22 protein-coding genes are annotated in these 17,737 nt (G+C 62.4%); 7 read left to right on the forward strand and 15 right to left on the reverse strand.

Annotated elements, in window-relative coordinates:
• Positions 1 to 163: 163 nt before the first annotated feature.
• From NKI73_RS22845 to NKI73_RS22875, 7 genes are all read right to left on the reverse strand, one after another.
• Positions 164 to 2,314: an ASKHA domain-containing protein gene (locus NKI73_RS22845; protein WP_352633067.1), complete on the reverse strand. Its 2,151-nt coding sequence runs from the start codon at positions 2,312 to 2,314 to the stop codon at positions 164 to 166.
• Positions 2,265 to 3,239, reverse strand: coding sequence for a methyltetrahydrofolate cobalamin methyltransferase (locus tag NKI73_RS22850; RefSeq protein WP_352633068.1), 975 nt, complete (start codon positions 3,237 to 3,239; stop codon positions 2,265 to 2,267). The genes NKI73_RS22845 and NKI73_RS22850 overlap by 50 nt, the downstream gene beginning before the upstream one ends.
• An 81-nt stretch (positions 3,240 to 3,320) precedes the next feature.
• Entirely contained in the window at positions 3,321 to 4,412 is a 1,092-nt protein-coding gene (locus tag NKI73_RS22855) for a methylenetetrahydrofolate reductase (protein ID WP_352633069.1), read from the reverse strand.
• Positions 4,409 to 5,020 carry a methylenetetrahydrofolate reductase C-terminal domain-containing protein gene (locus NKI73_RS22860; RefSeq protein ID WP_352633070.1) on the reverse strand — a complete coding sequence of 204 codons (612 nt, stop codon included), beginning with the start codon at positions 5,018 to 5,020 and terminating at the stop codon, positions 4,409 to 4,411. The genes NKI73_RS22855 and NKI73_RS22860 overlap by 4 nt, the downstream gene beginning before the upstream one ends.
• Positions 5,013 to 5,315 (reverse strand): virulence factor, encoded by a 303-nt coding sequence (locus NKI73_RS22865; RefSeq protein ID WP_027034742.1) that lies wholly within the window; start codon positions 5,313 to 5,315, stop codon positions 5,013 to 5,015. Before NKI73_RS22865 ends, NKI73_RS22860 begins: the two co-directional genes overlap by 8 nt.
• A 304-nt stretch (positions 5,316 to 5,619) precedes the next feature.
• A complete protein-coding gene (locus NKI73_RS22870) occupies positions 5,620 to 6,399 on the reverse strand; it encodes a formyl transferase (protein WP_352633071.1) in 780 nt (259 codons plus the stop codon).
• 94 nt (positions 6,400 to 6,493) lie between these two features.
• A complete protein-coding gene (locus NKI73_RS22875) occupies positions 6,494 to 7,069 on the reverse strand; it encodes a DUF4893 domain-containing protein (RefSeq protein WP_352633072.1) in 576 nt (191 codons plus the stop codon).
• 115 nt (positions 7,070 to 7,184) lie between these two features.
• On the opposite strand from NKI73_RS22875, the gene NKI73_RS22880 reads away from it, so the two are divergent.
• Complete coding sequence (locus tag NKI73_RS22880) at positions 7,185 to 8,108, forward strand: NAD-dependent epimerase/dehydratase family protein (protein WP_352633073.1); 924 nt, start codon at positions 7,185 to 7,187, stop codon at positions 8,106 to 8,108.
• Here NKI73_RS22880 and NKI73_RS22885 read toward each other — a convergent pair.
• Positions 8,105 to 8,737: a DUF1638 domain-containing protein gene (locus tag NKI73_RS22885; protein ID WP_352633074.1), complete on the reverse strand. Its 633-nt coding sequence runs from the start codon at positions 8,735 to 8,737 to the stop codon at positions 8,105 to 8,107. The two genes, NKI73_RS22880 and NKI73_RS22885, sit on opposite strands and share 4 nt — an antisense overlap.
• A 64-nt stretch (positions 8,738 to 8,801) precedes the next feature.
• Here NKI73_RS22885 and NKI73_RS22890 point away from each other — a divergent pair, with 64 nt between their 5' ends.
• Positions 8,802 to 8,942 (forward strand): EncA/B family entericidin, encoded by a 141-nt coding sequence (locus tag NKI73_RS22890; protein ID WP_352633075.1) that lies wholly within the window; start codon positions 8,802 to 8,804, stop codon positions 8,940 to 8,942.
• An 88-nt stretch (positions 8,943 to 9,030) separates the two neighbouring features.
• On the opposite strand, the gene NKI73_RS22895 is transcribed toward NKI73_RS22890, so the two are convergent.
• Positions 9,031 to 9,729, reverse strand: coding sequence for a cobalamin B12-binding domain-containing protein (locus tag NKI73_RS22895; RefSeq protein WP_126069400.1), 699 nt, complete (start codon positions 9,727 to 9,729; stop codon positions 9,031 to 9,033).
• A gap of 275 nt (positions 9,730 to 10,004) precedes the next feature.
• On the opposite strand from NKI73_RS22895, the gene NKI73_RS22900 reads away from it, so the two are divergent.
• The 4 genes from NKI73_RS22900 (at position 10,005) to NKI73_RS22915 (ending at position 14,686) form a co-directional block, all read left to right on the forward strand.
• Positions 10,005 to 11,579 carry a trimethylamine methyltransferase family protein gene (locus NKI73_RS22900; RefSeq protein ID WP_352633076.1) on the forward strand — a complete coding sequence of 525 codons (1,575 nt, stop codon included), beginning with the start codon at positions 10,005 to 10,007 and terminating at the stop codon, positions 11,577 to 11,579.
• Positions 11,580 to 11,668: 89 nt separating this feature from the next.
• Complete coding sequence (locus NKI73_RS22905; protein WP_352633077.1) at positions 11,669 to 12,361, forward strand: 4Fe-4S dicluster domain-containing protein; 693 nt, start codon at positions 11,669 to 11,671, stop codon at positions 12,359 to 12,361.
• 106 nt (positions 12,362 to 12,467) lie between these two features.
• The gene (locus NKI73_RS22910; protein ID WP_352633078.1) at positions 12,468 to 13,205 is read left to right on the forward strand and encodes a dienelactone hydrolase family protein; all 738 of its coding nucleotides are present in this window, start codon (positions 12,468 to 12,470) and stop codon (positions 13,203 to 13,205) included.
• Positions 13,206 to 13,507: 302 nt separating this feature from the next.
• The gene (locus NKI73_RS22915; RefSeq protein ID WP_352633079.1) at positions 13,508 to 14,686 is read left to right on the forward strand and encodes a BaiN/RdsA family NAD(P)/FAD-dependent oxidoreductase; all 1,179 of its coding nucleotides are present in this window, start codon (positions 13,508 to 13,510) and stop codon (positions 14,684 to 14,686) included.
• 6 nt (positions 14,687 to 14,692) lie between these two features.
• Here NKI73_RS22915 and NKI73_RS22920 read toward each other — a convergent pair whose 3' ends face one another.
• The 6 genes from NKI73_RS22920 to NKI73_RS22945 are packed head-to-tail and all read right to left on the reverse strand — an operon-like array spanning position 14,693 to position 17,019.
• Positions 14,693 to 15,100, reverse strand: a complete 408-nt coding sequence (locus NKI73_RS22920) for a DUF1801 domain-containing protein (protein ID WP_352633080.1) — start codon at positions 15,098 to 15,100, stop codon at positions 14,693 to 14,695.
• 40 nt (positions 15,101 to 15,140) lie between these two features.
• A complete protein-coding gene (locus NKI73_RS22925; RefSeq protein ID WP_352633081.1) occupies positions 15,141 to 15,533 on the reverse strand; it encodes a VOC family protein in 393 nt (130 codons plus the stop codon).
• Complete coding sequence (locus NKI73_RS22930) at positions 15,530 to 15,997, reverse strand: DUF1801 domain-containing protein (protein ID WP_352633082.1); 468 nt, start codon at positions 15,995 to 15,997, stop codon at positions 15,530 to 15,532. Before NKI73_RS22930 ends, NKI73_RS22925 begins: the two co-directional genes overlap by 4 nt.
• An 11-nt stretch (positions 15,998 to 16,008) precedes the next feature.
• Complete coding sequence (locus NKI73_RS22935; protein WP_352633083.1) at positions 16,009 to 16,230, reverse strand: hypothetical protein; 222 nt, start codon at positions 16,228 to 16,230, stop codon at positions 16,009 to 16,011.
• Between the two features lie 58 nt (positions 16,231 to 16,288).
• The gene (locus NKI73_RS22940; RefSeq protein ID WP_352633084.1) at positions 16,289 to 16,699 is read right to left on the reverse strand and encodes an SRPBCC family protein; all 411 of its coding nucleotides are present in this window, start codon (positions 16,697 to 16,699) and stop codon (positions 16,289 to 16,291) included.
• Positions 16,696 to 17,019: an ArsR/SmtB family transcription factor gene (locus NKI73_RS22945; RefSeq protein ID WP_023757734.1), complete on the reverse strand. Its 324-nt coding sequence runs from the start codon at positions 17,017 to 17,019 to the stop codon at positions 16,696 to 16,698. The genes NKI73_RS22940 and NKI73_RS22945 overlap by 4 nt, the downstream gene beginning before the upstream one ends.
• A gap of 157 nt (positions 17,020 to 17,176) precedes the next feature.
• Between NKI73_RS22945 and NKI73_RS22950 the strand changes: the two genes are divergently transcribed.
• Positions 17,177 to 17,737: an RNA polymerase sigma factor gene (locus tag NKI73_RS22950; protein ID WP_352633085.1), complete on the forward strand. Its 561-nt coding sequence runs from the start codon at positions 17,177 to 17,179 to the stop codon at positions 17,735 to 17,737.

Consider the following 17,737-nt stretch of genomic DNA (forward strand, 5'->3'; position numbering starts at 1 on the left):
GCGGCCGACGATTATCTTCGACCGCCGTTCGATGCCCCGGTAAATGCACCTGCCATGTATCGGATGGATTTCGCGAAAACAGCGTTTCGGTTTCCGGATCAGGCGATCCGGAAACATTTGCATGCAAATGAGTTTGGAGAAGCGGCGGCCTGGGTGCGGCCGCTTATTCGCGGCCGCGCCTTGCCGCGTGGCCTTCGCGCGAACGCCGGCGAGGCGCGGCGTCGCCGGCAACGCCATCCTCGCTGACCGTCTTGCGCGGCGGCAGTTTCACCGCCGCCGACAGTTTCGGGAACGGATCGACCTTGTTGGGCAGCGCCATGGCGTAGACGAAATGCTCCTGGAATTTCGGTTCCAGCGCCGTCTCGATCTTCTCGATCTTGCTGACCGTGTCCTCGATCTCGCGGCGATAACCGCGGTTGAGCAGCGCCATGCGAGCGCCGGCGCCGGCAGCGTTGCCGACCGCGGAAACCTTGTCGAGGTCGCAATCCGGGATCAGGCCCAGCACCATGGCGTATTTCGGATCGATGAAGGAGCCGAAGGCGCCGGCGAAATGGATGCGGTCGACATGGTCGGTGTTCTGCTTTTCCATCAACAGCTTGGTGCCGGCATAAAGCGCCGCCTTGGCGAGCTGAATGGCGCGCACGTCGGTCTGGGTGATGGTGATCTTCGGCCCATCTTCCTTCAATTCGGCGGAGCCTTCCTTCAGCACGTAGGAGAAGGTGCGGCCGTTGGCGGTGACGCGCGGCGAGCGGGCCGAAAGTCCGCCGTCGATGACGCCGTCTTCCGAGATGATGCCGGCGAGATACATCTCGGCCACCACTTCGATGATGCCGGAGCCGCAGATGCCGGTGACGCCGGTCGCCTGCACGCTTTCGAGGAAGCCCCGCTCGTCGGACCACAGCTCCGAGCCGATAACGCGGTACTTTGGCTCCAGCGTGTCGGGATCGATGCGCACGCGCTCGATGGCGCCGGGCGCGGCCCGCTGGCCGCCGGAGATTTCAGCGCCCTCGAAGGCCGGGCCGGTCGGAGAAGAAGCAGCCACGACCCGCGCACGGTTGCCGAGCACGATCTCGGCATTGGTGCCGACATCGACGATCAGCATCATCTCGTCCTGGCGATGCGGACCTTCCGACAGCGTCACCGCCGCCGCGTCCGCACCGACATGGCCGGCGATGCAAGGCAGCATGTAGAGCCTGGCGCCCTGGTTGAGCTTCAGGCCGATGTCGGATGCCTTGATGTGCACGGCACCCGAGACGGCGAGCGCGAAGGGGGCGCCGCCAAGCTCGGTCGGATCTATGCCGAGGAACAGATGGTGCATGATCGGATTGCCGACGAAGACGGAATCCAGGATGTCGTTGCGCTGCACATTGCCTTCGGCGCAGACCTTGTCGACGAGACCGGAGATCGCCTCACGGACGGCGACCGTCATGCCTTCGCGTCCGTCCGGGTTCATCATCACATAGGAGACGCGGCTCATCAGATCCTCGCCGAAGCGGATCTGCGGGTTTGAGGTGCCGGACGAGGCGGCGACGCGACCCGACAGCAGCGACACCAGATGCATGGCGATGGTGGTCGAGCCGATATCGCAGGCGAGCCCATAGGCTTCGTTCTTGAGGCCGGGCCAAAGTGCCACGACGCGCGCGGTCTCGCTGTCGGCATCCTTGTAGATGGCGGCGGTGGCGGTCCAGTTGCCCTTGCGCAGGATGCCTTGCACCTGCGGCAGCAGATAAAAATCGAAATCGAGGCTTTTCAGACCCCAGTCGTGCATCAGCGCGATCTTCAGGCGGTCGAGATCGCCAAGCGGCTTGTGCATGTCGGGTTCTTCGATCTCGACATAGCACATGCGGATCGCTGAATCGCGGGCGATCACCCTGGTGTCGGCATCCTTGCGGATGGTCTGCGCGTTGATGACCGTATCTTGCGGTACGTCGATGACGAGGTCGCCGAGGATCTGCGCCGAGCAGGAGAGGCGGCGCCGTTCGGGCAGGCCGCGGACGCGCTCGTAGCGCTCTTCCTTGGCACCCTTGGGCGTGATGTGATCGTTGGAGGAAACGATCTTGTGCTTGGCGAAATTGCCTTCCTGCACTTCGATCTGGCAGCGCCCGCAGGTGGCGCGTCCGCCGCAGACGCTTTCGACATAGACGCCGAGCTGGCGCGCGGCATCGAGCACGGGCGTGCCGACAGGAAACCGCCCGCGCTTGCCCGATGGCATGAACAGCACGAGCGGGTCGGTGATGTTTGCAGGTGAATTCACGATTGCGCGCTTATCCTCGACCCATACGGGCTTCACGACCGCCACGGCGACGGCCACCATTATTGGCGCCTTCGCCTGGCGTGTTGACTTGTGTCGGGGCGGCAACCGCCTGGCCGCCTTCGGCCGGCTTGTAGTCCTTGTAGGTCCTGATCCAGTTGGTGCAGTTCTCGTCGGTGCCGTTCAGCACATTGGCGCCGCGCACGGCTTCCATTTCCTGCGGACGCACCGGGTTCATGATGGCTGATGTCATGCCGGCGCCGATCACCATCGGGATGAAGGCGGCGTTGATGCCGTGGCGATGCGGCAGGCCGAAGGAGATGTTGGACAGGCCGCACGTGGTGTTGACCTTGAGCTCTTCACGCAGGCGGCGCAGCAGCGCGAACACCTGGCGGCCGGCATCGCCCAGCGCGCCGATCGGCATGACCAGCGGGTCGACGACGACGTCATGCGCCGGGATGCCGAAATCGGCGCAGCGCTCGACGATCTTCTTGGCGACGGCGAAGCGCACGTCCGGATCCATCGAGATGCCGGTCTCGTCGTTGGAGATGGCGACGACGGGCACGTTGTACTTCTTGACCAGCGGCAGGATGGCTTCGAGCTTTTCTTCCTCGCCGGTGACGGAGTTGACCAGCGGACGGCCCTTGGCGACCTTCAGCGCGGCTTCGATCGCAGCGGTGACCGACGAGTCGATCGACAACGGCAGGTCTACCAGTCCTTGCACGATCTCCAGCGTCTGCACCAAAAGGCCGGGTTCGGTCTCGTTCGGGTTAACCGAGGTGACGCCGGCATTGACGTCGAGCATGGTGGCGCCACAGGCTGCCTGCTCAAGCGCGTCCCTGATGACGGTCTCGAAATTGCCCGCGATCATCTCGGCGGCCAGCTTCTTGCGACCGGTCGGATTGATGCGTTCACCAATCACGCAGAACGGCTGGTCGAAGCCGATGATGATTTCTCGGGTCGCCGAGGCGACGATGGTACGGGTCATGAAGTCTCTCCGCCATGATATAAAGATTTCTTTATATCGTTGTCTGTTTTCGTTCAAGCGAATGGGTGGTCGTCCGCGCCTTCAGTGCGCGGTCTTCACCATGTCCACCTGCGTTTCGGTAATGTCGTCGTGCAATATGCTGTCGAGCCGGTCGGCGACAAGCTGGTCGTCGCGACGGATCTCGCGTTTCCATGGCTGGCGGCCCTTCAGCACGCCCGATTCATCGACGATCTCGGCGACATATTCTTCCTGCCGATAGGCCATAACATGGACGCCAGAAACGCCTGATATTTCCTTCACCTCATTGATGATGTCGATGCAGAGCTGCTTGCCTTCTTTCTTCTGGTCCTGGGCGCCTTCCAGCCGCTTGATGACCTGATCGGGAATATGGATGCCCGGCACGTTCGAGCGGATCCACTTGGCCGTCTTGGCCGAGGCGAGTGGGCCGACGCCAACCAGGATGAAGCATTTTTCGGTGTAGCCGAAGTCGCGCACCTTCTGCATGTAGGTGCGGAACATCGGCACGTCGAAGCAATATTGGCTCTGCACGAATTGCGCGCCGGCGGCGATCTTCTTGCCCAGGCGATGCGGGCGGAAATCGATCGGTGGCGCGAACGGATTGATCGCAGCACCGAGGAAAAGCTGCGGCGGCGTCGTCAGCTTGCGGCCGGACAGGAACTTGCCATTGTCGCGCATGATACGGCAGGTTTCCAACAGCGACATGCAGTCGAGGTCGAACACTGGCTTGGCGCCGGGCTGGTCGCCGGCCTGCACGCCGTCGCCGGTGAGGCACAGCATATTGGCGACACCCATCGCGGCACCGCCCAGTACGTCGCCCTGGATGGCGATGCGGTTCTTGTCGCGGCAGGCGATCTGCATGATCGGCGCGTAGCCCATGCGGGTGAGCAGTGCGCAGATGCCGACCGACGACATATGGCAGTTGGCGCCGGACGCGTCGACGGCGTTGATGGCGTCGACCCAGCCGTCGAAGATTTTTGCCCTGTTATAGACGTCTTCCGGATCGGCGCTGTCGGGCGGATTGAGCTCGGTCGTCACCGCGAATTCGCCGCGCCGAAGCACGCGTTCCAGCCGGCCGCGCGAAGTGTGGCCGGGCAGGGGCTCGAGCGGCAGGTGGATACCGGCCGGGTTCTCGTCGCGCTGGCGGCCGATCATGCCGATGCCCCGGTTTTTGCCGCCCCATTTTTGGCGGCGGCGGCTGCTTCACGCGCGGCGGCGGCCTGCGCGGTCACCCGCAGCCAGGCCGAGGTTTCGCGCAGCGACTGGTCGACCGGCTTCTGCACCGTCAGGATCCTGTCGCCATGCACCATGTTCTGCGAGCCTTCCCAGGCCTTGACCCAGACGCAGGGCATATCAGGCTCGACCTCGCAATTGCCGTTGGCGCGCACGCCGCCGCAGGGGCCGTTGCGCAATTGCTTGGGGCAGTTCATCGGGCACGACATGCCGGTCGACGACAAGATGCACTGGCCGCACATGCGACAGTCGAACATGAAGCCCTTGACGCGCTTCTCGACGAATTTGATCGGCCCTTCGACGCGGCCGTAGCCGATGCCCTTCCACAGGGGATGGAGGAGCAGGAACATGTCGGCGAATTTTGCATAGAACCATTCGAGCAATCGCGAGTGCCGCACAGACCACAATCTAACCGCGAAGGAACGCTGTACGCGCCGCTGCGGCGACACGTCGGCCGGCTTGTAGTCGGATTTCGGCGCTGCCTTCTTGACCAGAGTGGCCTGGGTAACCGCCGGGTTGGTGTCAGACATTTTCTTTGCCGCCCGCCTTGACCAGAGCGACCAGCCGCTCGCGGTCGTATTTGGTGTCGATGTCGTTGAACGCCTTCTCGACCTCGGCTTCGAGGTCGTCGCCGACCGGAATGGGATCGGCCTTGCGCCATTCGGCCAGATAGTCGTCAGTGCCGCCGGCGCCGGTGCGCATGGCGCACATGTCGATCGCCTCGGTGAAGCGCAGCGGCAGTTCGCGCTTGGCGTTCTGCCGACCCTTCTTGACGATGATCTGGGCAGGAATGTCGCGCCAGTAGACGACGATCAGATCGGCCATGAATTCTCACTCCCGTAGAGCGCTGTGCGTCCACTTGGACGCACAAAGGACGCTCTACCACCTCAATCTGCTGCATCGTGCTTTCCGAAGATCGATTCCGATTTTCGGGCTGATGCAGTATCGGAGCATTGCCGGAAGCGCAGTTGGGCCGCTTGTTATGGGACGACGCGCGCGCATTCAAAAGCGACGCATTTGGATGTCGTAAAATGAAAGGTGCGTTTATTCGTCTGCGGCGCGTGCCGGCGGCAGATTGGACGCGTTGGAGAAGCCGGCGCGCGGCATGCGGATCCGGGCGAAGGAAGCGTTACCAGATGCCGGTTCTCAGGCCGGTCCAGAGGTAGAACCAGATCGTCGGGTGATACCATTGCTGCGATGGCAGGCCCGGGTCGAAGGTGGTGAGTTTTCCGGCCAGCACGTCGCTGACCGCCTCGACGCAGATGTCGCGCGAGAACGCGGCCTGCCGAAGGGCATAGCTGGAGATGGTGTCGCCGCGTTTCGGCTGACCGTGCACCTGTTTCAGCACGCCGCCCGTGTCGACGCCGGCATCGACCAGATGCACGGTGGTGCCGAAATTCTGCGGATCGCCTGATGTCAGCGCCCAGTAGCCGCCATTCATGCCGCGGTATTTCGGCGTGATGCCGGCGTGATAGTTGAGCACCGGGCAAGGCATCCTGGCCAACATGTCTTTCGACAACAGCCTGCAGCCGTTGAGCAGGACAACGCCAGGCTGGATCTTCTCGATCGCCTCGAGGCACTCCGGCCCGTTGGCGGAAGCAACATGGATGATTTCCTGGCCTCGCCGCGGCTCGACCTCCAGCTTTTCTTCGGCAATCAGCCGGGCGGCATGGCTGGCGAGAAGCCGTTTGCCGAGTCTGCTGAGCACCATCGTGCCAAGTTGACCCACGGCGGAGATCCAACCCTGACGGCGAGCCCGACCACGAAGCAATTGCTTTTTGGATTCAGGCGTTTCGAGGACGACGCTGACAGGGCCGACGCGGTCGGCAATCGCGTTGATGATAGCCCAGACATGCTGGCCTCCTCCGGTGACGACCACGATCCGCGTACTGGATTCTGATGCTGCCATGGATCTTGCCCCCTCCAAGCAACCCGTTCTCGACAATGGGCGGGATGCTAGGGCGTCCGGGTTAATCCTTGGTGATCAGCTCTTCGATACACGCTCAGCGCTTGAACTCGATGATGTCGAGCTTCGATTCATAGTACGGCGCCGGGAATTCGATGCGCCATGCCTTGGCGCTGTTGCGGAAGGCATAGCCGACCTGGTCGGTTTGCGGGCCGCTGCCATAGGGTTTTGCCGGATCGCTGTTGACATAGAAGGAGCCGAGATAGATCGCACGTTTCTCGCCATCGTCGAAGAAACGGCCCTTGGTGCGCTGTGAGCCGCTGATCTTTTCCAGCCGCCAGCCGGAACCGTCGTCGGTCACCTTGCATTTGAACCAGCCATAGATGACGAGCGGCAAAGATCCGCCGGCCTTGATCGTGCGGCACTGCCAGTTGCCGGTCAGGTCCTTGTCGGAGAAGGCCACCAGCGGTTTTGCCAGCAAGGTATCGAGTTGCTTGACCTCGGCCGGATCTCCCGCTTTCGCCTCGGCGAGCGCCACCTTGCGGGTCTCGCCATATTTGTCGAGCCGCGCCTTGTCTGCGGCGGTGATGAGTTTCTGCACCTCGCCATCGCCAAGGGCGGGAAGAGTGCAGCAGAGCAGGCCGACAAGGGCGAACAGCGGGCGAAGTGTCATAGGAGGCCTCCCGGTTGAAGTCTGGCGCAGCGCCGGCTGGTGCATAATCTATCGGGTCGCTGGCGCCTGTCATCCGTGCTTAACAGCGTCACGGTCAAAAATCATGGTGTGACGAATGCGAATCTTGCTGACGGGGTCGTCGGGTTGGTTGGGCAGCGCTTTGGCGCCGCGTCTGCGCGCACTTGGGCACGACGTCACCGGGCTCGATCCTGTGCCATCGGCAGAGACCCACATCGTCGGCTCAATCGCCGATCGCGACCTTGTCATGCGGACAGTTCGGGACAACCGGATCGAGACGATCATCCACAGCGGCGCGCTGCACAAGCCCAACATAGAGAGCCGCGCCAACAGCGATTTCGTCGCCACCAACGTGCAAGGCACGCTCAACCTGCTCGACGCGGCGGTGGCGGCCAGCGTGCAGCGCTTCGTCTTCACCTCGACGACCTCGCTGATGATTTCGCAGGCGATACGCGACGGGTTCAGCGGTGGTGCGCGCAAGGCGGCCTGGCTGACGGAGGCGATGTCGCCCGAGCCACGCAACATCTATGGCGTCACCAAGCTTTCGGCCGAGCATCTCTGCCGCCTCTACCATATCCAACATAGGCTGCCGGTGGTCGTGCTGCGCACGGCCCGCTTCTTTCCTGAAGCCGATGACATGGCGCATGCGATCGAGCAGTCGGATGCCAACACCAAGGCTAATGAACTGCTGTTTCGCCGGTTGACGGTCGAGGACGCGGCCGATGCCCACATCCTTGCGCTCGAAAAGGCGCCACAGCTCGGCTTTGATATTTTCATCGTATCGGCGCCAACGCCGTTCCGGCCCGATGATTGCTCGGCGCCGATTGCCGATGCCCCGTCGGTCGTCGCGCGCTACTTTCCGGATTTTCCGGCCCTCTACGCGCGAAAAGGCTGGACGATGTTTTCCTCCATCGACCGGGTCTACGACGCGTCGCGGGCGAGGGACAGGCTGGGTTTCGTCTGCAAGACGAGCTTTGCCGATGTGCTTGCGGCGCTGCGGGCGGAAGAGGACGTTGCCTAGCCGGTGACCGCTGCGGCGTGCGCCATTCCGGCCGTCAGGTCGCCATAGCCAGTGGCGCGGCGCTCATAGACGAGACCGAGCATATTGGCGGCCTTTTCGGCGACCTTGTCGAGCTCCGGATCGTTGGTCTGGGCAAGGTAGATCAGCTTTTCGTAGTTGCCGAAATAGTCCTTGATCAGCTCGGGGTGCTTGTCGAGGCCGAGCGGTTTCATGAAGAAGGCGTCGAACTGACGGCAGAGGAAGTCGGTCATGTAGAACGACATCATGTCGTCGTCGGCAATCTTCGCGTAGGCCTCCATGCCTTGATAGAAGGCGAAGCAGTGCGGACCGGCCATGCGCTCGACGCCATGCTTCTCGCAGATGCGGTCGAGGAGGCCGCCGGTGCCGCAATCGGCATAGCCGACGAAAATGTTGGTGTAGCCTTCCGCCTTGGCCTTTTCGATCGCCTGGTCCATGGCAGGGCCGATGCGGTCGGGATAGAAATGGAATTCCGCCGGCAGGCAGGTCAGGTCGAGGTGGTCCAGTCCAAGCTGTTCCTTGACGGCCAGAACTTCGCGCGCAATCATCCCACAGGCGATAACGAGCAGCCTGTCGTCTTGATTCGGTTTTGTTTTTTGCGTCTTGGCCATGGAACCCGTCGAGCCGGCCTTCGTTGCTGTGGCGCTAATTTATCTGTTGAGGGAGACATCGTCCATGAAACTGCTACGCATCACGCCGATTGCCATCCTGGCCTGCGCCTTGGCCCTTACGGCTTGCGCGAACACCGTCCGTGGCGTCGGCAGGGATGTCAAATCAACGGCCAAAGCAGTCGAGGATACCGTCACCAAGCCCTGATCCGCGCGCGGCCACGTTCATCATCTGGGAACAAAAAAGCCGCGCTGCAAGGCGCGGCTTTTTCTTTTGTCCATGCCTAATTGGCCAATCAGGCCGAAGCCCGCACATTGTGCTTGCGCTTCATGTAATCCTTGGCGGTCTCGACCGCCACCGCCGCGTCGCGGCAATAGGCATCGGCGCCGACGGCCTTGCCGAATTCCTCGTTTAGCGGCGCGCCGCCGACCAGCACGACATAGTCGTCGCGGATGCCCTTTTCCTTCATCGTGTCGATGACGACCTTCATATAGGGCATGGTCGTGGTCAGCAGTGCCGACATGCCGATGATATCGGGCTGATGCTGCTCGATCGCATCGAGATATTTCTCGACCGCATTGTTGATGCCGAGGTCGATGACGTCGAAGCCGGCGCCCTCCATCATCATGCCGACAAGGTTCTTGCCGATGTCGTGGATGTCGCCCTTGACCGTACCGATGACCATCTTGCCCTGCTTCGGCGCGCCGGTGGCGGCGAGCAGCGGACGCAGGATGAACATGCCGGCCTTCATCGCATTGGCGGAAAGCAGCACTTCGGGAACGAACAGGATGCCGTCGCGAAAATCCTCGCCGACGATGCGCATGCCTTCGACCAGCGCCTCGGTCAGCACCTTGTAAGGCACCCAGCCGCGCTCGAGTAGGATGTTCGTGCCTTCCTCGATCTCTTCCTTCAGCCCGTCATAGAGATCGTCGTGCATCTGCTGCACCAACTCGTCGTCGGAAAGTTCGGAAAGGATGATCTCGTCGTCGGACATTTGTATCGAACTCCTGCCGGCATCGCGACTGCGTCGCAAGGCACAAAATATTCACGGTCATTCCTAACCCGCTGAGGGCATGTATCCATAGCTGATTTGCGACTTCCCGCAAAAGGAAAGCGACCGCAAATCTCTTGGAATTCTTGTCGATTTTGCGACAGGTGTTGGCGCTGGCGGGCCGTTTCGAATAGGGTGCATGGCTACGATCTGGCAAGAAGCGGCGAGAGGCAGCCGCTATGGATTCCAGACAAGAACAGATTCAGGGAAGAACCACCATGAGCGAACACGCGGCAGTCGATCAGGAAGCGTCAAACGCGCGACGTGGGCGCGGCGCCAGCGGCGGGGCTGCTGCCCGGCGGGCAGCACGTTCGGGCGGCGGTCCCGGCACGCAGCTCACCTACATCAAGCGCAAGATCAACGTTTATGAGGTGCTGGACGAGGAAGGCCTGGCGCTGATCGAGAAGAATACCGACACGGTGCTAGAGGAGATCGGCATCATCTTCCGCGACGACGCCGAAGCGCTGCAATTGTGGAAAGAGGCCGGCGCCGACGTCAAGGGCGAGCGCGTGCACTTTCCGAAGGGGCTCTGCCGTTCACTGCTCAAGACCGCCCCGCCTGTCTACACCCAGCATGCCCGCAATTCCGAGCGCTCGGTGCAGATCGGCGGCAATGCCACGGTTTTTGCGCCAGTCTATGGACCGCCCTTCGTGCGCGACCTCGATGGTGTCAGGCGCTATGCGACGATCGAGGATTTCCGGAATTTCGTGAAGCTCGCCTATATGGCGCCGTCGATCCACCATTCGGGCGGCACGGTGTGCGAGCCGGTAGACGTGCCGGTCAACAAGCGCCATCTCGACATGATCTACAGCCACATCAAATATTCGGACAAGCCGTTCATGGGCTCGGTGACCGCGCCGGAGCGCGCTGAAGACACCGTCGCCATGGCCAAGATCGTGTTCGGCGACGATTTCGTCGAGAACAACACGGTGCTGACCAGCCTGATCAACGCCAACTCGCCGATGGTGTTCGACGAGACCATGCTCGGCGCGCTAAAGGTCTATGCGCGCCATAACCAGGCCTGCATCGTCACGCCGTTCATCCTTGCCGGCGCGATGAGCCCGGTGACGGTTGCCGGCACGCTGACGCAGGTTCTGGCCGAAGTGCTGGCTGGTGCTTCGTTCACGCAGCTGATCCGGCCGGGCGCGCCGGTGCTTTTCGGCACCTTCGCCTCGTCGATCTCGATGCAGTCAGGCGCGCCGACCTTCGGCACGCCGGAGCCGTCGCTGGTTTCCTATGGCGCCGCACAGCTGGCGCGCCGTCTCGGCCTGCCGTTCCGCACCGGCGGCTCGCTCTGCGCGTCCAAGGTTCCGGATGCACAGGCGGCCTATGAAAGCGCCAACACGCTGAACTCGACCATCCTGGCCGGCACCAACTTCGTGCTGCACTCGGCCGGCTGGCTCGAGGGCGGGCTCGCCTCCTGCTACGAAAAGTTCATGATGGACATCGACCAGCTCGGCATGACGCAGAAGTTTTCCGAGGGCGTCGACCTGTCGGAAAACGGCCAGGCGATGGATGCCATCCGCCAGGTCGGGCCGGGCAGCCACTATCTCGGCTGCGACCACACCCAGGCGAATTTCCAGACCGCTTTCTACCGCTCCAACATCGCCGACAACAATTCCTACGAGCAGTGGCTGGCCGAAGGCGAGAAGACCGCGCCGCAGCGTGCCAACGAACTCGCCCGCCGCTGGCTGGAAAGCTACGAGGCGCCTCACCTCGATCCGAGCATCGACGAGGCCTTGAAGGACTTCATCGCCAAGAAGAAGGGGTCGATGCCCGACGCCTTCACTTGAAAGGAGCCCGAGTCAGGCGGGGCTAAAGTCGCCAACATCATCCATAAGGAAGTCTGGCGGAGCGCGTTCTCCGATCCGGTCAAGAAGGAATGATTGCGCCCGCCGCCGGCAGCGTTGACCGTATTGCTGCGGCGCTTCTCGCCAACGGCCTTGTTCTTCGTGGCGGTTTCAATTTTGCATCAGGCGAAGCGCCGCCAACGGGATCATCGGGCGCGGCTGCAGCGGCCGTCTTGCTGGTCGGGCAGGCGGGTGCCGCGCCTTGGTCGCATTTCCTGCGTTGGCGCGAAAAGCAACCGCAGAAAATCCCCAATCCGCTCGACACCTGGTCGCGCGAAGTGATCGGTGCCGTGGCGGAGACATTCGGGGCGCGGGCCGTTTCGCCTTCCGACAAGCCTTATCTGCCGTTCCAGCAATGGGCGATGCGGGCGGAGGGGCTGAGACCGTCGCCGCTCGGCATCCTCATGCATCCGCGATACGGGCTCTGGCACGCCTATCGCGGCGCGCTGCTGTTTGAGGACGCGCTTCCGGTTCAGGCCGCTGAGGCAGCGCCCTACCTTTGCGATACCTGTGTCGAAAAACCCTGCCTGAAATCCTGCCCGGTCGACGCCTACTCGGCGCAAGGGTTCGCCTATCAATCCTGTCTGGCGCATGTGCGAGGGGTGAATGGCGAGCCGTGCCGCAGCGGCGGCTGTCTTGACCGCAATGCCTGTCCCTATGGCACGGCCTATCGCTATCCACAGGAGGTCCAGGCGTTTCACATGGCGGCATTCGCGGATCTGTAATTCGCCACGCAATCCTGCACGAAATGTTGACGGCCAGGCTCAGGGAACGCCTTGCCGGATCGGCTTGGCGGGATATGTATCGCGCGACAACGGAACGGAGCGGGCGATGACGAAACAAGACCTTCAGATCCGGACCAGGGATGGCGTGGCAAGGGCGGGTCTGTTCCGTGCGGCAAACGCATCTTCGGCCAAGGCCGGCGTCATTCTCTATCAGGACGCTTTCGGTCCGCGGCCGGCGCTCGATAGCATGGCCGAGCGGCTGGCGAATGAAGGTTATTCAGTGCTGCTGCCGGACCTGTTCTACCGCAACGCGCCTTACGGGCCGTTTGACGCCAAGACCGCCTTCGTCGAGGAAAAGACCAAGGCGGCGCTGACGGCACTGGTCACCGGCACGACGCAGGAGATGACCATCAGCGACAGCGCTGCATTCCTCGACGCACTGGCTGCCGAGGGCGTCACCGGACCGGTCGGCACAGTCGGCTATTGCATGGGCGGCGGTCGAGCATTGAATGCCGCCGCAACTTATCCCGACAGAATAAAAGCGGCCGCGAGTTTCCACGGCGGCAATCTGGCCAGCGACGCCGCCGACAGCCCGCATCGCAAGGCAGCCTCCATCAAGGCGCGGGTCTATGTCGGCACATCCGGTGTCGATGGGAGTTTTCCGCCGGAACAGTCGGCGCGGCTGGCCGAGGCGCTCAGGGTGGCAGAAGTCGACCATGTGCTGGAAAACTATGCCGGCATGGCGCATGGCTGGTGCGTGCCCGATCATCGCGTTTTCAATGCCGCGGGCGCCGAGCGCCACTGGAAGCGATTGACGACGCTGTTCGCGGAGACGCTCGTCTAGTGCCGGGATTCACGGCCAGGTCAGAAGATGCCTGAGCGCACCGTCATAGCGACGTGGCCTATTCCATTGATCGCACAGATCGCACTGCGCCATGCGATTACGACCGCACGACCGATGGGACGAAGAATGAGCGGCGGCGGCAGATGATTTTCACCTTGCCGCCGCCGTACCCAGGCAGCGCCTACTAGCTCTGCTCTTCCGCGGCGGTTCTTGCCTGTTGGCTGTCTGGACCGTTCGCGGTATCAGGCAGCACAAATGGCGTGGCCCCCCGATGAGCGGGGCGAGCGGGAACGAATAGCCTGATGCAATCCTATGATGTCGTGATCATCGGCGCCGGTGCCGCCGGAATGATGTGCGCCTTGGAGACGGCCAAGCGCGGCCGTTCGGTGCTGATCCTCGACCATGCGGCAATGCCCGGCGAAAAAATCCGCATCTCAGGCGGCGGCCGGTGCAATTTCACCAACATCCACACCAGCCCGAAGAATTTTCTCTCGGGCAATCCGCATTTCTGCATTTCGGCGCTCAGCCGCTACACGCAGCGCGATTTCATCGCGCTCGTACAACGCCGCCGCATTGCCTACCACGAGAAGACGCTGGGGCAATTGTTCTGCGACGGCTCCGCACGCCAAATCATCGACATGCTGGTCTCGGAAATGCAGGGCAGGGGCGTGGAACTGGCCCTGTCGACCAGCGTCGCGGATGTCCGCAAAACCGCCGAGGGGTTTATGCTCACCCTCTCCACCGGCACGGTCACTTGCCAGTCCGTTGTTGTAGCCTGTGGCGGCAAGTCGATCCCCAAGATGGGGGCGACCGGTTTCGGGTATGAGCTCGCCGAACGGTTCGGCCTTGCCGTTGTCGAAACGCGGCCGGCGCTGGTGCCGCTGACCTTCGACGCAAACACGCTCGAGCGGTTGGCGCCCCTGGCTGGCAACGCCGTCGACGTGGAAGTCGCCTGCGGCAGGACGCGGTTCGCCGAAGCAATGCTGTTCACGCATCGCGGCGTCAGCGGACCGTCCATCCTGCAGATATCGTCCTATTGGCGCGAGGGCGACGAAATCCGTATCGCCATGCTGCCGGGAGTCGATGTGGCGGACCTCATTCGCACCGCCAAGCGCGGCAATGGACGACAGGCTGTGCAGACGGTGCTGGCAAACCATCTGCCGAAGCGGCTTGCGCAGTCGATCGCCGAGCGAACCGGGATCGACGGTAACCTCGCCGATCTTTCCGACGCCCAGATCAAGACCGTCGCCGCTGCGGTCAATGAATGGCGCATCAAGCCGGCCGGTTCAGAGGGCTACCGCACCGCCGAAGTGACACTGGGCGGGGTCGACACCAACGGACTCGACCAGAAGACCATGCAGGCAAAATCCGTGCCGGGCCTGTTCTTCATCGGCGAAGCCGTCGATGTCACGGGTTGGCTGGGCGGCTATAATTTCCAGTGGGCGTGGTCGTCGGGCTGGGTGGCGGGCCAAGCGGCTTAGGACCCATTACTTCTGTACCTTCGCCCGAGCACCCGCCGGCGCTTTCTGCTTCTTTTTGGCCTGGTTGTAGTCGATGGCGGCCCGGACAAGGTCTTTCAGGGCGCCCTCATCGAGCTTGTCGCCCTCAAGGATATCGATTGCCCGCCACACCTTGCCGCCAAAACCGTTGTTGAACAGCTTGTCGGGGTCCGGCAGGCTTGCGCCATGGGAAAAGGTGAGCTTAACCTTGTCCTTGTGGGCGTTGCCGACCACGATGTTTCCGTCGAGGCACCAGACCGGGCTGCCCATCCACTTCCATTCCTCGACGATGTCCGGGTCGGCTGCAAGGATGGTCTTGCGGATGCCGGCGAGCGTCTCGCCGCGCCAGTCCTTGAGGCCGGCGATCAGCTGGTCGATCTGTTCGGATGGGTTCATTGGGTGCCTTCCTGTGCCTCGACGGTGTTTTAGCCGCCCATTACCAGCGCGCCAGCTGGGTGATCTGAACGAGGTTGCCGCAGCCGTCGTTCAACTGGGCGATGGTCGAGCCGGTGACCTCGGTCGGCGGCATGGTGAACTCGCCGCCCTTCGCCTTGATGCGCTCGTAATCTCCCTTGACGTCGTCGGTGAAGAACATAACCGCAGGCTGGCCCTGTTTGAAGATGGCTTCCTGATAGGCCTTGGCGGCCGGGTTGTCGTTGAGCGCGAGGTGCAGCTCGGTTCCATCCGGCTCTTCCGCCGATGCAACGGTCAGCCAGCGATAGGGTCCGTTGCTGAAATCGGTCTTCTTGGTCAAGCCCAGCACGTCGGTATAGAAGCGCAGAGCGTTTTCCTGGTTGTCCACATACACGCTGGTCAGCTTGATCTTCATCGCTCTTTCTCCTCTGTCGTATTCGGTCGCTGCGGGATCCAGCCGGGCAGGGCGGCGGCCTGTTTCACCCAGTCCGCCATCCGCGCCTCGTCGAACTGGTCGCCTTCGCGGATGTCGATCCAGCGCACATCCTTGCTCTTTGCCGTGCCGCCGGGTGGGATCGGCTGCAACGACATGCCGCTGAAGAAGGTCACCTTCACGTAATGGGTGAAGACATGGAACGACACGAACCAGCCCTGGCCCTCGATGCCGTAGAATGGCGAGTTCCACCGCACGGCCTTGCGCACGTCAGGCACGTTTCGCTCGATGAGCGCGTCGAGGCGCTCGCCTAGGCCGCGCTTCCAGCCCGGCATAGCAGCGATATACGCCCGCACCGGGGCGTCGCCATCACCCTTGGCGATTTGCGGGTTGCCGCCCGACAGCAGGACCGGTGCGGCGCGGGTCGATTGTCCCAGCTTGGCCATTCTGCCCACTCCTATCCGCCCGCACGCTGCGCGCCGCGCCCCTTGGCGATATGGGGCAGCACGAACATGTAAAGGCCGCTGAACAGCAGCAGGAAGAGTGGCAAGAGCGGTGAATAGACCACCCAAGCGGGAGGTTGCCCATATGCCATGGTGGCGAAGTTGGCGATGACGGTCAGCGTAAAGATGATCGACAGCCAGCGATGAATTTGCCGAATCCACTTGTTCCAGTCCAATGAGGCCTCCCGTCAAAAACGAGCCGAAGTGGACCCATCGATCCGCTTGCCAGCGGTTTCAATCCAGCCGCGCCAGGACGCCTTCCAGGGCAGTAAGGAACTTTTGCCAGCCGACCGTGGCGCCGCGGAAATATGGCTGCTGATCCGGCCGGAAGCCCGTCTGCTCCATGCGCAGATGGGTTCCCGTGTTCGTAGCGGTGAGCGTCCAGGTGACCACGCTCTCGAGATCCTTGGTGTCCCAGGTGTAGGACAGCGTCTTGTTGGGCTCGACCGTCTGGACCTGGCAGTCGACGCCGCCCCAGTCGGCGCTAAGATTGAAACGATGGTCCACGGCTGGCTTGAAGTTGTTTTTCATCAGCCACTCCTCGATCAGATGCGGTTGGGTGAGCGCGCGCCAGATCTTTTCCGGCGGATAGGGGATCTCACGTTCGACGATGACGGAGCGCGTTTCGGTCGCTGTGCTGGTCATTGGTCCATTCTTTTGAGCAAATTTTCGAGATCGTCGAACCGGCTCTGCCAGAACGCGTTCATCTGGTTCGTCCAGTCGGTCAGTGGGGAAAGTGCTGCGAGCTGGGCGCTGTAATGGGTCTGTCGTCCTTCATGACGGTCCCGCACCAGCCCGGCTTGCCTGAGAAGACCGAGATGCTTCGACACCGCCGGCTGCGAGACCCCCGACTGAGCTGTCAAAGCGCCGACCGTCTGCTCGCCTTCCCGGCACAGGCGCTCGAAGATCGCCCGACGCGTCGGATCGGAGAGCGTTCTGAAGAGGACATCGTGAGCGTTGGTCATTTGGGATCGATAACCCAATGGCTATTGGTTTGACGTATAACCACCGAGATATGGATGTGTCAAGCGGGAGCGTCGATGATCACGATCCGGCCGTTTCCAAAAAAATCTTTCCATTGCCCCAAGGATTAGCCATTAGCCTTCGTCCAACAGGCAAATGATGGCGATGATGCTGGATGAAAGCGAAGCCTCCGACGCCGAACTGATTGGCCGGGCGAAGGGCGGAGACAGGGGGGCCTTCAGCAAATTGCTGGAGCGTCACTACGACTTCGTCTATCGCGCCGCCTATCGCTGGTGCGGTAAGAAGGCGGACGCCGAAGACATCGCCCAGGAAGTCTGCGTGCGGTTGGGCAAGGCGATCCGCGATTATCGCGGCGGCGGCGCCTTCACGACATGGCTCTATTCCGTGACGATGAACGCCGCGCGAGACGTGATGCGCAAGACCACCCGCGAAGCGGTCAAGACTGAAGCCTTTGGCGCCTACAGCATGATCGCGGGCGAGGCTTCGGTCGAACCGGAAGACCCGGCCGAGGCGCTGTGGGCGTCGGTGCGGCAACTGCCGGACAAGCAACGCGACGCGGTGCTTTTGGTCTATGGCGAGGGCTTGAGCCACGCAGCCGCCGCCGAGGCGATGGCGATCTCGGAGACGACGGTTTCCTGGCACATCCATGAAGCGAAGAAACGGCTGAAGACGCTGATGCGCACGGCCGGGGAAGTGTGA

Source organism: Mesorhizobium sp. M0496, from assembly GCF_040321205.1.
GTDB lineage: Bacteria > Pseudomonadota > Alphaproteobacteria > Rhizobiales > Rhizobiaceae > Mesorhizobium.

What these genes read in the sequence shown, in the direction of transcription:
- NKI73_RS22845 (WP_352633067.1), bottom strand. Translation starts at nt 2,314, where the DNA reads ATGGTGGCCGTCGCCGTGGCGGTCGTGAAGCCCGTATGGGTCGAGGAT.
- NKI73_RS22850 (WP_352633068.1), bottom strand. Translation starts at nt 3,239, where the DNA reads ATGACCCGTACCATCGTCGCCTCGGCGACCCGAGAAATCATCATCGGC.
- NKI73_RS22855 (WP_352633069.1), bottom strand. Translation starts at nt 4,412, where the DNA reads ATGATCGGCCGCCAGCGCGACGAGAACCCGGCCGGTATCCACCTGCCG.
- NKI73_RS22860 (WP_352633070.1), bottom strand. Translation starts at nt 5,020, where the DNA reads ATGTCTGACACCAACCCGGCGGTTACCCAGGCCACTCTGGTCAAGAAG.
- NKI73_RS22865 (WP_027034742.1), bottom strand. Translation starts at nt 5,315, where the DNA reads ATGGCCGATCTGATCGTCGTCTACTGGCGCGACATTCCTGCCCAGATC.
- NKI73_RS22870 (WP_352633071.1), bottom strand. Translation starts at nt 6,399, where the DNA reads ATGGCAGCATCAGAATCCAGTACGCGGATCGTGGTCGTCACCGGAGGA.
- NKI73_RS22875 (WP_352633072.1), bottom strand. Translation starts at nt 7,069, where the DNA reads ATGACACTTCGCCCGCTGTTCGCCCTTGTCGGCCTGCTCTGCTGCACT.
- NKI73_RS22880 (WP_352633073.1), top strand. Translation starts at nt 7,185, where the DNA reads ATGCGAATCTTGCTGACGGGGTCGTCGGGTTGGTTGGGCAGCGCTTTG.
- NKI73_RS22885 (WP_352633074.1), bottom strand. Translation starts at nt 8,737, where the DNA reads ATGGCCAAGACGCAAAAAACAAAACCGAATCAAGACGACAGGCTGCTC.
- NKI73_RS22890 (WP_352633075.1), top strand. Translation starts at nt 8,802, where the DNA reads ATGAAACTGCTACGCATCACGCCGATTGCCATCCTGGCCTGCGCCTTG.
- NKI73_RS22895 (WP_126069400.1), bottom strand. Translation starts at nt 9,729, where the DNA reads ATGTCCGACGACGAGATCATCCTTTCCGAACTTTCCGACGACGAGTTG.
- NKI73_RS22900 (WP_352633076.1), top strand. Translation starts at nt 10,005, where the DNA reads ATGAGCGAACACGCGGCAGTCGATCAGGAAGCGTCAAACGCGCGACGT.
- NKI73_RS22905 (WP_352633077.1), top strand. Translation starts at nt 11,669, where the DNA reads ATGATTGCGCCCGCCGCCGGCAGCGTTGACCGTATTGCTGCGGCGCTT.
- NKI73_RS22910 (WP_352633078.1), top strand. Translation starts at nt 12,468, where the DNA reads ATGACGAAACAAGACCTTCAGATCCGGACCAGGGATGGCGTGGCAAGG.
- NKI73_RS22915 (WP_352633079.1), top strand. Translation starts at nt 13,508, where the DNA reads ATGCAATCCTATGATGTCGTGATCATCGGCGCCGGTGCCGCCGGAATG.
- NKI73_RS22920 (WP_352633080.1), bottom strand. Translation starts at nt 15,100, where the DNA reads ATGAACCCATCCGAACAGATCGACCAGCTGATCGCCGGCCTCAAGGAC.
- NKI73_RS22925 (WP_352633081.1), bottom strand. Translation starts at nt 15,533, where the DNA reads ATGAAGATCAAGCTGACCAGCGTGTATGTGGACAACCAGGAAAACGCT.
- NKI73_RS22930 (WP_352633082.1), bottom strand. Translation starts at nt 15,997, where the DNA reads ATGGCCAAGCTGGGACAATCGACCCGCGCCGCACCGGTCCTGCTGTCG.
- NKI73_RS22940 (WP_352633084.1), bottom strand. Translation starts at nt 16,699, where the DNA reads ATGACCAGCACAGCGACCGAAACGCGCTCCGTCATCGTCGAACGTGAG.
- NKI73_RS22945 (WP_023757734.1), bottom strand. Translation starts at nt 17,019, where the DNA reads ATGACCAACGCTCACGATGTCCTCTTCAGAACGCTCTCCGATCCGACG.
- NKI73_RS22950 (WP_352633085.1), top strand. Translation starts at nt 17,177, where the DNA reads ATGGCGATGATGCTGGATGAAAGCGAAGCCTCCGACGCCGAACTGATT.